Origin of the sequence: Saccharopolyspora sp. NFXS83, assembly GCF_026241095.1 — a bacterium.
Lineage (GTDB): Bacteria > Actinomycetota > Actinomycetes > Mycobacteriales > Pseudonocardiaceae > Saccharopolyspora_C.
On sequence record NZ_JAPFGB010000025.1, the window covers coordinates 34,500 to 50,852 of the forward strand.

The 16,353-nt window shown below is 71.3% G+C and carries 14 protein-coding genes; 4 read left to right on the forward strand and 10 right to left on the reverse strand.

All coding sequences use genetic code 11. The annotated features are described in order from the left end of the window. Nucleotides 1–1,392 carry a type VII secretion-associated serine protease mycosin gene (gene mycP, locus OOZ19_RS23310; protein WP_266092287.1) on the forward strand — a complete coding sequence of 464 codons (1,392 nt, stop codon included), beginning with the start codon at nucleotides 1–3 and terminating at the stop codon, nucleotides 1,390–1,392. 81 nt (nucleotides 1,393–1,473) lie between these two features. On the opposite strand, the gene OOZ19_RS23315 is transcribed toward mycP, so the two are convergent. The 3 genes from OOZ19_RS23315 to eccB form a co-directional block, all read right to left on the reverse strand. Beyond that, on the reverse strand, nucleotides 1,474–2,658 hold the full coding sequence (locus tag OOZ19_RS23315; protein ID WP_266092288.1) for a hypothetical protein: 1,185 nt from the start codon (nucleotides 2,656–2,658) through the stop codon (nucleotides 1,474–1,476). Next, on the reverse strand, nucleotides 2,658–2,963 hold the full coding sequence (locus tag OOZ19_RS23320) for a hypothetical protein (protein ID WP_266092289.1): 306 nt from the start codon (nucleotides 2,961–2,963) through the stop codon (nucleotides 2,658–2,660). The genes OOZ19_RS23315 and OOZ19_RS23320 overlap by 1 nt, the downstream gene beginning before the upstream one ends. A gap of 143 nt (nucleotides 2,964–3,106) precedes the next feature. Continuing rightward, nucleotides 3,107–4,693: a type VII secretion protein EccB gene (gene eccB, locus OOZ19_RS23325; RefSeq protein ID WP_266092290.1), complete on the reverse strand. Its 1,587-nt coding sequence runs from the start codon at nucleotides 4,691–4,693 to the stop codon at nucleotides 3,107–3,109. A 174-nt stretch (nucleotides 4,694–4,867) separates the two neighbouring features. Here eccB and eccE point away from each other — a divergent pair, with 174 nt between their 5' ends. Both eccE and OOZ19_RS23335 read left to right on the forward strand, forming a co-directional pair. Next, nucleotides 4,868–6,166, forward strand: a complete 1,299-nt coding sequence (gene eccE, locus OOZ19_RS23330) for a type VII secretion protein EccE (protein WP_266092291.1) — start codon at nucleotides 4,868–4,870, stop codon at nucleotides 6,164–6,166. Further along, the gene (locus OOZ19_RS23335; protein ID WP_266092292.1) at nucleotides 6,163–6,909 is read left to right on the forward strand and encodes a hypothetical protein; all 747 of its coding nucleotides are present in this window, start codon (nucleotides 6,163–6,165) and stop codon (nucleotides 6,907–6,909) included. Before eccE ends, OOZ19_RS23335 begins: the two co-directional genes overlap by 4 nt. Nucleotides 6,910–7,048: 139 nt before the next feature. On the opposite strand, the gene OOZ19_RS23340 is transcribed toward OOZ19_RS23335, so the two are convergent. From OOZ19_RS23340 to OOZ19_RS23355, 4 genes are all read right to left on the reverse strand, one after another. Continuing rightward, nucleotides 7,049–8,431, reverse strand: coding sequence for a cryptochrome/photolyase family protein (locus OOZ19_RS23340; RefSeq protein ID WP_266092293.1), 1,383 nt, complete (start codon nucleotides 8,429–8,431; stop codon nucleotides 7,049–7,051). 217 nt (nucleotides 8,432–8,648) lie between these two features. After that, entirely contained in the window at nucleotides 8,649–9,953 is a 1,305-nt protein-coding gene (locus tag OOZ19_RS23345; protein WP_184483173.1) for a citrate synthase, read from the reverse strand. Nucleotides 9,954–10,507: 554 nt separating this feature from the next. Then, entirely contained in the window at nucleotides 10,508–11,440 is a 933-nt protein-coding gene (locus tag OOZ19_RS23350; RefSeq protein WP_266092294.1) for a carbohydrate kinase family protein, read from the reverse strand. A gap of 92 nt (nucleotides 11,441–11,532) precedes the next feature. Next, on the reverse strand, nucleotides 11,533–12,219 hold the full coding sequence (locus OOZ19_RS23355; protein ID WP_266092295.1) for a TetR/AcrR family transcriptional regulator: 687 nt from the start codon (nucleotides 12,217–12,219) through the stop codon (nucleotides 11,533–11,535). Between the two features lie 212 nt (nucleotides 12,220–12,431). Here OOZ19_RS23355 and OOZ19_RS23360 point away from each other — a divergent pair, with 212 nt between their 5' ends. Continuing rightward, on the forward strand, nucleotides 12,432–13,577 hold the full coding sequence (locus tag OOZ19_RS23360) for an acyl-CoA dehydrogenase family protein (RefSeq protein WP_266092296.1): 1,146 nt from the start codon (nucleotides 12,432–12,434) through the stop codon (nucleotides 13,575–13,577). An 11-nt stretch (nucleotides 13,578–13,588) separates the two neighbouring features. On the opposite strand, the gene OOZ19_RS23365 is transcribed toward OOZ19_RS23360, so the two are convergent. The 3 genes from OOZ19_RS23365 to OOZ19_RS23375 form a co-directional block, all read right to left on the reverse strand. Further along, nucleotides 13,589–13,789, reverse strand: a complete 201-nt coding sequence (locus tag OOZ19_RS23365) for a hypothetical protein (protein ID WP_266092297.1) — start codon at nucleotides 13,787–13,789, stop codon at nucleotides 13,589–13,591. 24 nt (nucleotides 13,790–13,813) lie between these two features. Beyond that, nucleotides 13,814–14,734, reverse strand: a complete 921-nt coding sequence (locus OOZ19_RS23370; protein WP_266092298.1) for an aldose 1-epimerase family protein — start codon at nucleotides 14,732–14,734, stop codon at nucleotides 13,814–13,816. A gap of 99 nt (nucleotides 14,735–14,833) precedes the next feature. Continuing rightward, entirely contained in the window at nucleotides 14,834–16,228 is a 1,395-nt protein-coding gene (locus OOZ19_RS23375; protein ID WP_266092299.1) for an APC family permease, read from the reverse strand. Between the last annotated feature and the right edge of the window lie 125 nt (nucleotides 16,229–16,353).

The following is a 16,353-nucleotide window of genomic DNA, read 5'->3' on the forward strand; positions in this document are numbered from 1 at the left end:
ATGCGCTTCAACTCGCGTGGCGGGAAGCTGCGGTGCGGCCTGGCGTTGATCTCCGTGCTCGGCCTGACCGCGCTGGGCCCCGCCCAGCCGGCCCTGGCCGACGAAGTGGAGTTCCAGCCGCCGCCGCTGTCCCCGGCGACTCCGCCGTCCGGACCGCTGTCGGTGAGCGGCAACTTCGAGCCGACCCAGGGGTGCATGCAGGCCAACACCAGCGGTGCCTCCGTCGAGGAGAAGCCGTGGAGCCAGCTCGTGCTCGGCTTCGAGCAGGCGCACGAGGAGGGGTTGACCGGCGCGGGCAAGACGGTCGGTGTGATCGACACCGGGGTGAACCCGCATCCTCGGCTCAACCTCAGCGGCGGAGGCGGCAGCGCCGTGCCGGACGGCGGGGCGAACTCGGACTGCGACGGCCACGGCACCGTGGTGGCCGGGATCATCGCGGCCTCGGAGGATCCCAGCACCGGTTTCGTCGGGGTGGCCCCGCAGTCGGCGATCATGTCGCTGCGCCAGTCGTCGGCGCTGTTCCAGGACAAGGCGCAGAACAAGACGATCGGCGACACCCGGACGATGGCGCAGGCCATCCAGTACGCGGCTGATCAGAATGTCGACGTCATCAACATCTCGCAGTCGTCGTGCCAGTCGATGGCCGCGGCCATGGCCGACGGCGGTGGCTACAACAACCTGCTGTACAACGCCGTCAAGAACGCCTACGACAAGAACATCGTCATCGTCGCGGCGGCGGGCAACACGCAGGACAGCTGCCAGAAGAACCCCAGCGGCAACCCGACGACGGCCGTGCTGCCCGCGTGGTTCGACGAGTACGTGCTGACGGTCGGTTCGATCGGGCAGCAGGGGCAGCCGTCGGAGTTCACCGTTCCCGGCCCGTGGGTGGACGTCGCGGCACCGGGCGAGGACCTCGCCGCGCTCGACCCCGGCCGGGGCGGCAGCGGCGTGATCAACCAGCTCGCCACCGGCCCCCAGGGCGAGCCGGGGCCGATCCAGGGGACCAGCTTCGCCGCGCCCTACGTGTCCGGGCTGGCAGTGCTGATCAAGGAGAAGTTCCCCGAGCTGTCGGCCAAGGAGGTCATGGATCGGATCGAGAAGACCACGCTGAGCCCCGGCGGCCCGAACGGGCGCAACGACATCGTCGGGTACGGCATGATCGATCCGATGGCGGCGCTGAGCGACATCGTGCCCGCCGAGCACGGCAAGCAGCCCGCGCCGGCGAAACCGGCCCGGCTCGGCGCGGACGCCATCCCGCAGACCGACTGGGCCGCGATGACGATCGCGGTCGGCGGCTCGCTCGGCGGCATCGGCGCGGTCCTGTTCACCGCGTTCCTGCTCAACGCCGTCCGCACCGTCCGCGCTCGCCGCGCGGGTGACGACGAGGACTGAGGCCGCGAACGACGAAGGCCCGGTGGAGTCCCCTCGGACTCCCCCGGGCCTTTTCGCGCGCTCAGGCGGAAACCCGAGCCGCTACTCCTGCTGCTTCTTCTTGGTGTCGCCGAGGACCGGTTCGACCGCGGGCGCCGGGGCGCCGAACAGTTCGGCCGGGTCCGCTTTGGCGCGGGGGCGTTTCGGGCGGCGCCGCCCGCCCGCTCCCGCTCCGGCCATGCCCGCCATCGGCATCATGCCGCCGACCATGCCGCCCCCGGCCATCGCGCCGCCGGTGGCCGCCGCCGTGGGACCGGCTGCGGGGACCGCGTCGGCGCCGTTCGTGGCGTCCGGATCGTCGGCCTGCGCGGCGGTCGTGGCGGCGGGGCCGGGAGCCCCTTCAGCGTCCGGCACCGCTTCCACCGACGGCCGGGATTCCGCGACGGCCGGGGCGGAGTGCGCCGGTGCGACCGGTTCCGAGGTCCCGGGGGATGACGACGCCCCGGCGAGATCCGTCCACAAAGGACCACCTGTCACCGCGGCGAGGCCGGGCGCGGACGGCAGCGCCTCCTCCTGCTCGGCGCAGAACCTGCCGAAGGCGGCCATCGTCTCGTTGACGGACTCCGCCAGCCCGGCCGCGGGACGCCGGATCCGCATGAGCTGTTCGCGGGCCGCAGGCAGGTCGGAGTCCGGTTCGCGCAGCGCCACGTGCACCGGCCCGGCCACCGAAGCGATGAGCTCCCGCATCTCCCGGCCCAGCACCCGCAACGACTCGGCCGTGGCGTCCAGCGCGTCGGCCAGCGCGGTCACGGCGTCCGCCAGCTCGCCGCCGCGCGCGCCGATCCGGCGCACCTGCGCGACGAACGCGTCGGAGTCCGCCCCGTCCCAGCAGCCGTCGATGCCGCTGACCTGATCGGACACCAGGGACATGCTCGGGTGCAGGACGGACGCCGCCGCGCGCCAGGATTCGGCCGCGGGCCGCAGTTCCTCCCCCGAGCCGGTGGCGACGGCGAACTCGGGGCCGAACGGATCGGGCACTTCGAGGATTCCGATGGCCTGGCGCAGGAATTCCAGCTGCACCACCACGTCCTGCCGGTCGATCTCGAACGCGGGCTCAGCGGGCGGCGTCGCGGTCTCGGCTTCAGCGCCCGGCGGCTCGGCCGGAACCGCCGACGCGGAGCCGCCTTCCGCGTTCTCCACCGCGGGCGTCTGTTCCACCGCCGCGCGAACCGTCCACAAGTCGTTCGACTGCAACATCCCGGAGTCCCCCGAATCCGCCGGCGCCATCACGAGTCCTCCTCGCGGCCCAGTTCCGCGGCGTGGTCCTCGTCGTCGGCCGCGTGCCGCGCGAGCACCGCGGCGAGCTCGTCGCCCGCGTCCGCGACGGCGTGCCCGGTCCCGAAGATCCGCTGCCGCAGCGCCCCGACCAACCGGTCGTAGGGTTCCGCGGCTTCCGCGCCCCAGGCACCGAAATCGGCACCGGTCGGCGCCGCGCCCCGTTCCCGTCCTGCTTCCCCGACCGCGGATCCGGCCGCCCGCAACGCTTCCGCGTGCCGCGCCAGCTCCTCGGTCTCGATCCGGATCCCCGCCATCCGGCACCTCCCAGTCGTCCTCGGCCAAGTCGTCCCCGCCCCCGAGGGCCGGAAAGCGGTCCGCCCGCAGATCCGGAGTGGACCTGCGGGCGGACGCACCATCCCTGGGACGGGAACCGAGGCGCAACGGTTCCCTCTACGAATCAGCCACCGGTCGCGGAACTCCCGGACTGCTGCTGGGCCTGAGGATTCGGCGGCGGGCGGTTCACCCCGCCCGGCGGCACCGGGACGGAGTCGTAGACGTAGCTCGCCTGCGCCGGGTCGAGCAGGTCGCCCTTGGGCAACGTGCGCAGGATTCCCGACGGTCCCGCTTGGAGCCCCACCGGACTGTTGATCACGCCGAGTCCCTGCGCGGTCGCGGCGTCCTTGATGCCGTAGATCACGCCCTGGTCGGAGACCAGGTACAGCGGGCCCGAGTCGGACCCGGACTCGTTGGACGCTCCCCGCACAACCGCGGCCTTGCCCGCGGGCATGTAGAAGTAGTCCACCTTCGGCCCGGTCCCGTCGTGCTGGGCCAGCTTCACCGGGGCGGTCTTCGCGGGCGACTTCTCGCCCGTGGTGACCGTGATGTGGTGCTGCCCGTTGATGTTGCGCCAGCTCACGCAGGACGTGGCCGCCTGCTGGAAGTTCAGCGGCTTCGGGACCACGGTCGGGAACGCGTCCATGTCGAGCTTCTGCGATTCCGCCGTCGGCGCCTGCGTGATGGTGCCCGTCGAGTTCGGGATCTCCTGGCTGCCGCGCTTGCTGGCGTGCAGCACCGCCGCCGCACCAGGGCTGATCTCCTGCTTGCCTTCGGGCAGCAGCGCGTAGAACTTCTCCGGCGCACCGGCCACGGTCTGCTTGACCACGTCGCCCGAGTCGTACGGGTTCTGCATGTAGTCCACCGAACCGCTCGGAGCGTCGGGGATCTGCAGCGCGGGCGCGTCCGGCACGGAGTTCAGCATGTTCGTGCTGATCGTGCGCGGGGTCTGCCCGTTGAGGCCGTAGATGTCCATCACGGCCTGCTCGGAGCGGTCCACCTGGGCCTTGACCGCCTTCGTGTGCGGACGGCCCGGCAGGTTCTCGACCCGGTAGATCAAGTACTCCTGCCCGGAACTGGCGTCCTGCACGAACAGCGACTCGTCCGGCGCCAGTTCGGTGCCGTGGTTGGCGTCGCCGCCGATGACCGTGGTCTCCACCTTGGTCGAGCGCTGCGTCTGCGCTTCGTCGAGGTTGTCCCGGACCTGGCCGACATCGCAGATCGCCCACGCGGGCTCGGCGATGTTGCCGGGATCCGGCAGGTAGTTGGGGGCGTTGACCATGCCGGTGCGGGGACCGCGCGGGAAGTCGGCCAGCGCCGACTCCTTCACCGTGGTCGCCTGCACGGCCTGGCCGCCTTGGCCGCCGCCTTGCGCCATCACCAGGAGCTTCGCCGATGCCATGTTCAGCATCGGGATCAGTCGCTTCTGCGCCGCGTCGTCGGCGGTGACGACGTACACGCTGCCGCTGTCCTTGCCGACGACGATCGACCCCGGTTCCGGAACCGAGCCCTTCCCGCCGAACAGGCCCCAGACCAGGAACCCGATCAGCCCGATACAGGCGAGGATGGCGCCGGCGACGGTCGCGCGCTTATGCGAGCCCATCGGATCGTGCAGCATCACCGCGTCTTTGCGCACCAGCGCCGATTCCATGCGGCGAAGGACGAACTGATACGCCTGAACCTGTGACTTCGTTGTGGGTGTTGATGCCATTCTTCGCCTACAGCTCTCCCGTCCGAGGTACGGTTCCGCAGGATAGCCGTAGAGAGGCGCCGCACGGGTCCGGTTCGATGGAACCCTTCCGCATTCTCTGAGAACGGCTGCCGAATGACCTGGTTGGCGCACCTACCGCGTGCGCACTACCTGCGAGGGGAAGAGACCGAACGGATGTCCGTCAGTACGCAACATCCGGCCCAGCCGAACGCCTCCGGTACCGGCGGTGCTCGCACGCGCATCCGAGCGCGTCGGCGCACCGTCGGGGCCAGCCTCGGGGCGATGCCGGTGGCCAACATCGTCGTCATCGAGGTCGGTCTGGCGCTCGGCCTGATCCTCGTGTTGCTCAACGAGATGCTGTGGCCGGTGTCCGTGGGCGTCGCCGCGCTCGCGCTGATCATCGCGCTGCTGCGCAGGCGCGGACGCTGGTTCACCCAGTGGTTCGGCCTCGTCATGGATTACCGCACCCGAACCCACACCCGCCGCTCCGTGCCGCCGTCGGACGACGTCAGCGAGTTCGCCGAGGACAAGAACGGCGACGGCATCATCGGTCCCGATGAGAACCACCGGGTGGCGCTGCTGCGCATCCTCGTGGAGGACCTCGTCGTCGCCCGCGGCCAGGACCACGACCGCAATCCCGTCGGATTGTCCTGGCACAACGGCAAGTGGACCGCGGTGCTGATGGTCGACCCGACGCCGCCGCTGCTCAACCCCGCCAACTCCGCGCCGAACCTGCCGCTCGGAGTGCTCACTCCGTGCTTGGAGGACCGGGGCGTGGTGCTCGACGCCATCCAGGTGATCTGGCACTGCTACCCGGGCAGCACCGCCCTGATGCCCGACTCACCCGCGCTGAACTCCTACCTGGAGTTGATGGGCAATTCGTCCGCCGCCGCGCGACGCACCACCTGGGTCGCCGTGCGGCTGGACCCGCAGACCTGCGCGAAGGCGATCGGGGAACGCGGCGGCGGCATCGTCGGCGCGCACCGGGCTCTGATCGGCGCGCTGTCCCGAGTGCGCAACGCGCTCGCGGGGCAGGGCATCGTGACCCGCCCGCTGGACCCGGACGAGCTGCTGCAGGCCGGAGTCGCCTCGGCCGAGCTGCAGGACGCGCTCGGCACCCAGCGCCCCATCGGCCTGAAGGAACGGTGGAGCGGCGTCACCGCGGACCGCTTCAGCCACTCCAGCTACGCGATCACCGGCTGGCCGAACCACATGAGCGACAGCATCAACGCGCTCACCGGCGTCCGGGGGCGGTCCACCAGCATCGCGCTGTCCATCGCACCGTCCGGTGAGGACGGCGAGGTCGGACTGCGCGGCTTGGTCCGCATCAGCGCGCGGAACCCGGAGGCGCTGAGCACCGCAGACCACCAGCTGCGCAACATCAGCAACAAGCTCAACCTCACGCTCACGCCGCTGCGCGGGATGCAGCTGGCCGGGCTGACCGGAACGCTTCCGCTGGGAGGTGCGGCATGAGCCGGACGCGCACGCTCGACACTCCGGGCAACAGCACGGGTACCGCGCCGGAATTCCTGGTGCGGCCCGACATGCTCGACCTGGTCGCTCCGCCCGGGGACCGCGGCGGCATGATCATCGGTGCGGGCCCGAACCGCGAGCCGATGACGACTTCGATCCTGCGGCCCGAACCGACCCGCCTGGTCACCGTCGGCGGCCTGTACCTGGCCCGGCAGATCGCGCTGCGCGCGATCGCCGCCGGCGCCTGGGTGCACGTGGCGACGGGGCGGCCCGCGGCGTGGCGGGCGGTGGAGCAGGCCGCCGGCCGCACCCCCGACGGCAAGCCCGCACCGGTGTTCAGCTTCCGCAGGCTCGCCCCCTACGACCTGCCGCGCGGCAGCGAGGACGCACCGCTGCTGGTCATCCACGACGGCGGCGCGGTGCCGCAGGAAATGTTCGCACCGCGGACCGCGTGGCAGACCACGATGTACGTGCTGCCCTACCTGCACCCGCAAGCGGGCAGCGGCACCGCCGTGAACGCCGCCGACCTGATCCTGCTGCAGCGGTTGCCGTTGCAGCAGGCGCAGCTGGCGGCCCGGTTCTGGTACTTCGACCCGCAGCGGCGGCAGGCGCAGATCCAGCAGCTCACCCAACTGCCGGACGACGGCGTGATCGCTCTCGGCGACATGATGTGGCGACCGATCACCCTGGTCAGCGGCGCCAAGGAACGCGAGATCCTCGGCCCCATCCGCCGGGGCGACTGACTCCGCACCGCACGAACGGCCCGCGCCTCCACCACGGAGGCGCGGGCCGTTCTCGTTGCGGGGAAACGGCTCGTGCTCCGCGCCCTGTCGGCGCGGTCCCGCTACCCGTCCCGCGGAGCAAGCCGTCCCGAGGGGCTCCTCACGAAGTCGGCGTCGAGTTCTTAATCTCGCCGTAGCGGGCGAGGGCTTCCTGTCGTTCGACGCCGTGCTCGACCATCGGCGGCGGGTATCCGTTCGGCGGGCCGTCCGGCAGGGTCCACGGCTGGTGGGCCTGCTTCGCGCCGAGACCGCGCAGCTCCGGGACGTGCTCGCGGACGTAGCTGCCGTCCGGGTCGAACTTGGTTCCCTGCGTGATCGGGTTGAAGATCCGGAAGTACGGGGAGGCGTCGGTGCCCGAACCGGCCGACCACTGCCAGCCGTGCTGGTTCGACGCGAGGTCCCCGTCGACCAGGTGCCGCATGAAGTGCCGCGCACCCCACCACCACGGCAGGTGCAGGTCCTTGACCAGGAAGCTCGCCACCACCATCCGCACCCGGTTGTGCATCCAGCCCACCGCGAGCAGCTGCCGCATCCCCGCGTCGACGATCGGGAAACCGGTGCGGCCCGCGCACCAGTCCTCGAACCGCTCCCGGGCGTCCCCGCCGGTGTCCAGGCGGATCCGGTCGAACCGGGAGTCGAAGTTGTACCGGGCGCTGTCCGGCCAGTGCCACAGCACGTCGGCGTAGAACTCGCGGAACACCAGCTCGTTGCGATAACTGCGCGCGCCGTCGCCGGTGCCGCCGTCCAGGTCGGCGAGCAGGGTGCGCGGGTGCACGCAGCCCCACCTCAAGTACGGCGACATGCGGCTGGTGCCCGCGCGGTCCGGGCGGTCCCGGTCCCCGTCATAGCCGGTGAGCGAGAAGTCGCGGAAGTCGTCCCAACGCTCCAGCGCGGCCCGCTCCCCCGCCGGCGGCAGCACGGTCCCGTCCAGGTCCTCGTCCTCGGGTATCCCGGCGGCGCGCACCTTCCGCGGCAGCCACCAGTCCGCCGTGGACTCGTCGGTCTCCGCGGGAGCGGGCCTGCCGTGCTCCTCCCAGGCGCGCCGGAACGGGGTGAACACCTTGTAGGCGGTGCCGTCCCGCTTGGTGATCCGCCCCGGGGTGACCGCGTACGGCGATCCGGTCGCGACCCACTCGACCCGCTCCCCCAACGCGGCCCGGACCCGCTCGTCGCGTTCCCTGCCGTAGGGCCCGGCGTCCGCCGAGACGTGCACGGAATCGGCGCCGACCTCCGCGACCAGCTCCGCCAGCGCCTCCGCCGGATCTCCGCGCAGCACCAGCAACCGGCCGCCGAGGCTCGCGTCGAGCTCCCGCAGGCAGCGGTACAGGAAGGTGCGCCGAACCGGACCGGCCGGCGCGAGCAGCGCCTCGTCGAGCACGAACACCCCGATCACCCGGCGACCGCCGTCCCCGGCCGCCGCCAACGCCGGATGGTCGCGGACGCGCAGGTCGCGCCGGAACCACAGGATCGCGGGTGCGCTCATGCCCTCCGACCCTACGCACCGCACCGGGACGTGGCCGGGCACGAGTCGGCCCCGGGACCGGCTGGGTAGCCGGGCACCGGGGCCTGGACGGGATGAGCGGGCCGATACCCGCCGCGGCCGGAGCCGCTAGGACGATTCAGCTTTCGATTCAGCTCCGCCGAAGACGAGTCCCGTCGAGCCCGCACAGCTCACCGGGCGCGCCTCCGGCGGCGCGGGCTCAGCGCTCGCCGATGGACCGGTAGGAGCGTTCCGCCTCACCCGTGTAGACCTGGCGCGGACGGCTGATCTTGCGGGCCGGGTCCTCCAGCATCTCCCGCCAGTGCGCGATCCAGCCGGGAAGGCGGCCGAGCGCGAACAGGACGGTGAAGTACTTCGTCGGGAAGCCCATCGCCTTGTAGATCAGGCCGGTGTAGAAGTCGACGTTCGGGTAGAGCTTGCGCTCGACGAAGTAGTCGTCGGCCAGCGCCTTCTCCTCCAGCTTGAGCGCGATCTCCAGCAGCGGGTCGTTCGCGCCGAGCTTGCCCAGCACCTCGTCCGCGGTCTTCTTGATGATCGCGGCGCGCGGGTCGTAGTTCTTGTAGACCCGGTGCCCGAAGCCCATCAGCTTGACGCCGGGCTCCTTGTTCTTCACGCGCTCGACGAACGAGTCGACGTCGCCGCCGTTGGCGTGGATGCCTTCCAGCATCTCCAGCACCGCGCTGTTCGCACCGCCGTGCAGCGGGCCGAACAGGGCGTTGATGCCCGCGGAGATCGAGGCGAACAGGTTCGCCTCCGAGGAGCCCACCATGCGCACCGTCGACGTGGAGCAGTTCTGCTCGTGGTCGGCGTGCAGGATGAACAGCAGGTCGAGGGCGCGGGTCAGCGCCGGGTCGACCTCGTAGGGCTCGGCGGGGAACCCGAAGGTCATCCGCAGGAAGTTCTCCACCAGGCCCAGCGAGTTGTCCGGGTACAGGAACGGCTGGCCGACGGACTTCTTGTAGGCGTAGGCCGCGATGGTGGGCAGCTTCGCCAGCAGGCGCACCGTGGAGAGCTCGACCTGGTTCTGGTCGAACGGGTCCAGGCTGTCCTGGTAGAAGGTCGACAAGGCGGAGACCGCCGACGACAGCACCGGCATCGGGTGCGCGTCGCGGGGGAAGCCGTCGAAGAACTGCTTGAGGTCCTCGTGCAGCAGGGTGTGCCGCTGGATGCGGTCGGCGAACTCGTCGTACTGCGCCTGCGTGGGCAGCTCACCGTAGATCAGCAGGTAGCTGACCTCGATGAAGTTCGACTTGGCGGCCAGCTCTTCGATCGGGTAGCCGCGGTAGCGCAGGATGCCCGCGTCACCGTCGATGTAGGTGATGTCGGACTTGCAGGCCGCGGTGTTGACGAAACCCGGATCGAGCGTCACCAAACCGGTCTGCGACAGCAGCTTCCCGAGATCAACACCGGCGGAGCCTTCGGTCGGCTCCGTCACCTGCATTTCGTGCTCGCCACCGTCGTAGCGCAGCGCGACGGTACGTTTGGCGGTCGCGTCGTCGGGCATTCGGGAACCTCTCGCGCTCGTGATGGGGGCGGCGCTTCGCCGACGACTGCGCACTTCCCGGCACCGCAGTGCTCGGGCAGCGTGGTCGGTCGCGCGCGTGCGCCGGTCGGGGTTTCCGGACCGCCGCAGCACCACCCCGTTGGGGTCCTGTCACGTGCCACGCTAGACCGCTCCAGGCCCCTCGCGCAGCAATCGTGTTAGCCCTTTTGGGCAGGTGGGACCACGATCACATCACCGATCAGCCCGGACGCCGGGCACCCGGCACCCGACTGCCGCAACCGGCCCTCCGGCACTGCTCCTCCGCCCGGTATGCCCGAACTGCGCGCCGCTCCCCGCACCTCGCGGGCGACGCCACTTCAGGCGGGCGACGTCGACATCCCGGAAATGAACTCCGCCCCAGCTCAGCACCGGCGCGCGAAGCGTCACCACTGCGACGCCGGGAGGAAGTGCGCGGGCCCCGGCGCCCCCGAGCACACGGCGAACCGCGTTGCGCTCGGAGAACGCCGGGGCGACCCGCGGGCGACCGCGAACGATTCGTCGCGGGATCGCGAGCGTCAGGCGAGTTCGGCGGAGGTGGGGGGTTCGGCTCCGGGGCGGGAGACGGTGATGGCCGCCGCGCGGGCGGCGAAGCCGAGCGCCTCGCGCCACTGGTCGTGGGTCAGGCCGCGCACCGCCTCCGGGGAGAGCGCGTCGGCGCGGTGCAGCCAGGCGAGCAGCGCCGCGTGCACCGTGTCGCCGGCGCCGATGGTGTCGGCGACCTGCGCGCGCACGCCGGGCACCTCGACGAGCTCACCGTCCCCGACCAGCGCCGCGAGCCCGTCAGCACCCCGGGTGAGCACCAGGCCCGCCGGCCCGGCCTGCTGCCAGCGGCGCAGCGCCGACCGCAGGTCCGCGTCCCCCGCCAGCCACTCCGCGTCCTCCACGGACAGCTTCAGCAGGTGCACCGACGGCAGCCAGCTCTCGAAGCGCTTGCGGTAGGCGGCCGGGTCGGCGATCAGGTCGGCGCGGATGTTCGGGTCCAGCGCCACAAACCGGCCGCGCTCGGCCTCCCGGAACAGCACCGCCTCGTAGGTCGTCGCGCCCGGTTCCAGCACCATGCCGAGCGTGCCGAACGAGACCGCGGTGACCTCGTCGGACAGCGGTCCGGGGTCGGCCACGAAGCGGGCGGCGGTCCCCTCGGTGTGGAAGCTGTAGCGCGCGGATCCGTCCTCGCTCAGGCCCACCACGGCCAGCGTCGTCGGCTCCGGTCCGCGCCGGACCAGGTCCGTGCTCACCCCGGAGTCGACCAGCCGCTCCAGGAGCTTGTCGCCGAACTGGTCGGTGGACAGGGTGGCGTGGAAACCGGCGGGCACGTCGAGCCTGCCCAGGGCGATCGCCACGTTGTACGGGCCGCCCCCGAGCCGGGGGTGCAACGGCCCTAGTTCGCCGCCTGCCGTGGCGGAGTCCGGGACGAGGTCGACGAGGGCCTCTCCACCGATGACGATCACGATTCCTCCGTGCTGGATGCTGACGTGCTGAACTTCCGGTCCGGCCGGGGCCGGACACCGCGCCCGCGGCATCACCGCCGGCCGGTCGGGTGTCACGGACCAGTGTGCTCCGCGACAAGTGGGGTGATCCGTGAATCGTCGGCCGCCGGTTCGAACAGGCCGCCCATCAGGAACTGGGACAGTTCGGCGAAGGCCTCCGCGTCGGTCAGGCCGGTGCGTTCGGCGATCTCGCCGCGCTGGATGGCGCCGATGGTGCCGCTGACCATCTCGGCGACGAACGCGGCGTGGACCTCGCGGAACACGCCTTCGCGGACGCCGTCGCGGATGTAGCGGCGCATGTTCTCGGCGGCGGCGCGGGCGTTGGCCTGGTAGGTCGCGCTGGTGGCCGCGTTGGCGGCCATGTCGGCGATGAACCGCCGCGACGCCGGGCGCAGCTGTTCGGCGGCGGCGTCGAGGTAGGCGCGCATCCGGGCGCGCACGTCGGTGACCTCGGCGACGGAGCGTTCGATCCCGGCGGTGGCGTTCTTGAAGAACTGCCCGACGACCCGCACCGCGAGCTGCTCCTTGCTGCCCGCGAGCGTGTAGAGCGTCGACTTCGAGCAGTGCAGGCGGGCGGCCAGGTCGTCGAGGGTGAAGCGGGCGAACCCCTCCTCCAGGAACAGCGCGCACAACCGGTCGAGCAGGTCGGCGCGGCGTTGCTCCTGGGTTCGCACGGTGCCGCGGCGGACCGCTCCGGCGGTCGCCTGGTCGGCGCGCACGGCCGGGTCAGGGGCGTTCATGCGCACGAGACTGCCACAGCGCGGGACCTCGGTGGTCCGCCGGGCCTGGCGCGAAACGGACACCGTCAGTACTCTGACAAGTCCTGCAGTACTGATTTCAGTACCGTCGATCTGTCCCGGCGTTCGCGAACTCGTGGACCCGTCCGCCGCGATCCACCACCCCGGCTCGCGAGCACCCGATCCCGCCCCGGTTCCGCCCAAGGAGCGCCACCATGGCCGTCGACCGCCTCTTGCCCAGCCAGGAAGCCACCGACCTGCTCGAGCTGACCGCGGAGATCGCCCGCGACGAGCTCGCCCCCGCCGCCGCGAGCGCCGAGGAGCAGGCGCACTTCCCGCGCAAGGCGTTCCGGCTGCTCGGCGCGTCCGGCCTGCTCGGCCTGCCCTACGCGGAGGAGCACGGCGGCGGCGCCCAGCCCTACGAGGTCTACCTCCAGGTGCTCGAAGAGCTCAGCAGCGCCTGGATGACCGTCGGCGTCGGCCTGTCCGTGCACACCATGTCCTGCTACCCGCTCGCCCACCACGGCACCGCTGAGCAGCGGGAGCGGTGGCTGCCGGAGATGATCGGCGGCGAGCTGCTCGGCGGCTACGCGCTGTCCGAGGCGCACGCGGGTTCCGACGCCGCCGCGCTGAGCACCCGCGCCGAGCGCGACGCCGACGACTACGTCGTCACCGGCAGCAAGTCGTGGATCACGCACGGCGGTGTGGCGGACTTCTACGCGCTGATGGCGCGGACCTCCGACGACGGGCCGCGCGGCATCAGCTGCCTGCTTGTCGACGGCGGCACGCCGGGGCTGTCGGCGGCACCGCCGGAACGCAAGATGGGCCTCACCGGCTCCCCCACCACGGAGCTGCGGTTCGAGGGCGCCCGAGTACCGGCGGAACGGCTCATCGGCGAGCCTGGTCAGGGGCTGTCCATCGCGCTGGACGCGCTGAATTCCGGGCGGCTCGGCATCGCGGCCTGCGCCGTCGGGCTCGCCCAGGGCGCGCTGGACCTCGCCGTGGACTACGCGCGGCAGCGCAGGCAGTTCGGGAAGGCGATCATCGAGTTCCAGGGCGTCGAGTTCCTGCTCGCCGACATGGCCGCCGCCGTGCAGACCGCCCGCGCCGCCTACTTGGACGGGGCGCGGCGGCGCGACGCGGGCAGGCCGTTCGCGATGCAGGCCTCGGTGGCGAAGCTGGTCGCCACCGACGCCGCGATGAAGGTGACCACCGACGCGGTGCAGGTCCTCGGCGGCGCGGGCTACACGCGCGACTTCCCCGCCGAGCGCTACATGCGCGAGGCCAAGGTCCTGCAGATCTTCGAAGGCACCAACCAGATCCAGCGCATGCTCATCGCCCGCACCCTCGACAAGAGCTGAGCGACCGGCGACTACGCGTCCGGGTCTTCGGCGATCAAGAAGGTGTCGCGGCTGAACACGGCCCCATCCTCTTTCGCCAGGTGCGCGATGTCGTGCAGCACCGCTTCCACTGCGACTTCGGCGACCAATGTCCAGTATTCGTCCCCGCCGGGGTCGAGTCCGGCACCGCGATCCCGCACGTCCCTGCGGCACTCATTCAGCTCAGCGGCCACCACGTCGCCTTGCTGCGCTGCCGCTCAGAACGGGCGCAGGCCCCATTGGGCGATCCAGTCCTCGCCGGGGGCCAGGGTGATGAGGTCGGTGCCGGAGTTCAGGGCGTCCGGCGGGCAGGTCATGGGTTCGATGGCGACGGCTCGGCCGCGGCCGGGGAACTCGTCGTTCGTGTACACCTGCACCCACTTGAACACCGGGTCCGCCCACAGCTCCACGCCGTGCCCCGCAGGGCCGGTCAGCGAGTGCCGGACCAGGGAATCGCCGGGATCGGGCGCGGCGCCGCCGAACGCGGTGTCCAGCAGCACGCCCGCCAACCGGCGACCGCGGCGGAAGTCCTGCTCGTCGCCTTCCAGGGCGCGCGGCGGGCGCACCGGCAGCAGCCGCTCCGGGTCCACCGGCAGCACCGTCGCCGCCGCCAGCCGCAGCGTGCACTCGTCGGTCTCGGCCAGCCCGGCGCGCGGGTACGGGTGCACGCCCACGCCGAACGGGACCGCGCGCTTGCCCAGGTTCTCCACGGTGTGCGTGACGGTCAGCCCGGAGTCGTCCAGGGCGTAGCCGATGGAGGTGAGCAGCGGCACCGGCCAGCCCGGCTGCACCGGGACCATCGCGTGCAGCACGATCGTCGACTCGGCGTGCTCCACCACCGTCCAAGCGGTGTGCCGGAGCAGGCCGTGGATGGCGTTGTGCCGCTCCGGTTCGGTGAGCGCCAGCTGCTGCGGCTCCCGCTCCAGGGTCCACGCGCCGTCGGCGACCCGGTTCGGCCACGGCACCAGCACCGCACCGGCGCCGCCCGGCGGGCGCTGGTCGGCGTCGTAGGTCTCGGAGTACGCCACCCCGTCCACTTCGAAGGAGCGCAGCGCGGCGCCGACCTCGGTGACCACGGCGCGCGCGGCGCCGTGCACGATCTCGAACTGCCTGCCGGTGGCCGCGACTGGATCATTCACACCGACCACTCTAGAACGTGCGCGCCGCGACCGTCGGCGACGCGAAAAAGCCCCGCCCCGCGGATGTTTCACCGCGGAACGGGGCTTCGGCGAGACCGGTTACTTGGCCAGCTTGTCCGCGTCGAAGTCGACGCGACCGGTGATCAGCCGGTTGACGCCCCAGAACACGACGCCGATGAGCAGCAGGCCCCCGGCGACCAGGTATTCGGCGACGGGACGGCCCGACAGCGGGCTCGCGAAGAACAGGCACAGCACGGCGCCCAGCACCGGAATCCAGGTCGGGGCCTTGAAGTGCTTGTGCTCCACGACGTCCTTGCGCAGCACCAGCACCGCGACGTTGACGATGGCGAACACGACCAGCAGCAGCAGCGAGGTGGTGCTGCCCAGGTCTTCGATCTCCAGCAGGCTCACCAGGACCACGGCCAGGATGCTGGTGAACAGGATCGCGACCCACGGCGTCTGCCGGGAGCGGTGCACGCGGCCGAACACCGACGGGATGATCCGCTCGTTCGACATGCCGTAGACGAGGCGGCTGGCCATCAGCATGTTGATCAGGGCGGTGTTGGTGACCGCGAACAGCGCGATGATGGAGAACAGGATCGGCGGGAACCACGGCGCGGCGGCCTTGACGACCAGCAGCAGCGGCGCGTCGGTCTCGGCCAGCTCGGCGGTGGGCACCAGCGTCGAGGTGATCACCGCGATGACCAGGTAGATGGCGGCGGTGATCGACAGTCCCAGCAGCAGCGCGCGCGGGAAGACCTTCGCCGGGTTGCGGGTCTCCTCGGCCATGTTCACCGAGTCCTCGAAGCCGACCATCGCGAAGAACGCCAGCGCGGTCGCCGAGGTGACGGCCAGCAGCGGGCTGGACTCGGGGTTGAACTCCAGCAGCCTGCCCGGATCCGGCGCGACCGTCGGGTCGCTGGAGCCGCTGATCAGCGCGTAGGCGCCGAAGAGGATGACCAGCAGCAGCCCGCCGAGCTCCACGCAGGTCAGCACCACGTTCATCTTCACCGACTCGCCCACGCCCCTGAAGTTGATCAGAGCCAGGACGACGAGGAAGGCCAGCGCGACGACGATCGCGGCCGGACCCACGCTGGGGAAGATCTCCTCCAGGTAGTTGCCGCTGAACGCCTGCGCCGCGGAGGCCGCGGAGGTGATGCCGGAGCACATCACGGCGAACGCGATGATGAAGGTGATGAAGTGGATGCCGAACGCGCGGTGCACGTACAGCGGCGCGCCACCGGCCTTCGGGTACTTGCCCACCAGCTCCAGGTAGCTGCACGCGGTGAGGAACGCGACCACGAATGCGACCACGAACGGGATCCACAGCGCGCCGCCGACCTTGCCCGCGACCTTGCCGGTCAGGGAGTACACCGTGGTGCCGAGGATGTCTCCCACCACGAAGAACAGGAGCAGTTTCGGCCCCATGACCTTCTTCAGGCCGGGCTGCGCACCGTCGTGCGCCTCGTTGTCCATGGTCGTGTCGTTGGCCATGGCAGGAGAGTGTGCCGGTTCGCCTGGGACGATCTTGGGGCACCCCTGGTAGAACGCCTGCGCCACCAGGCTCAGCGGCTGCGGCCGAATGCCGCAACAGCACGTCGTGGCCTGCGCTTTTCCCG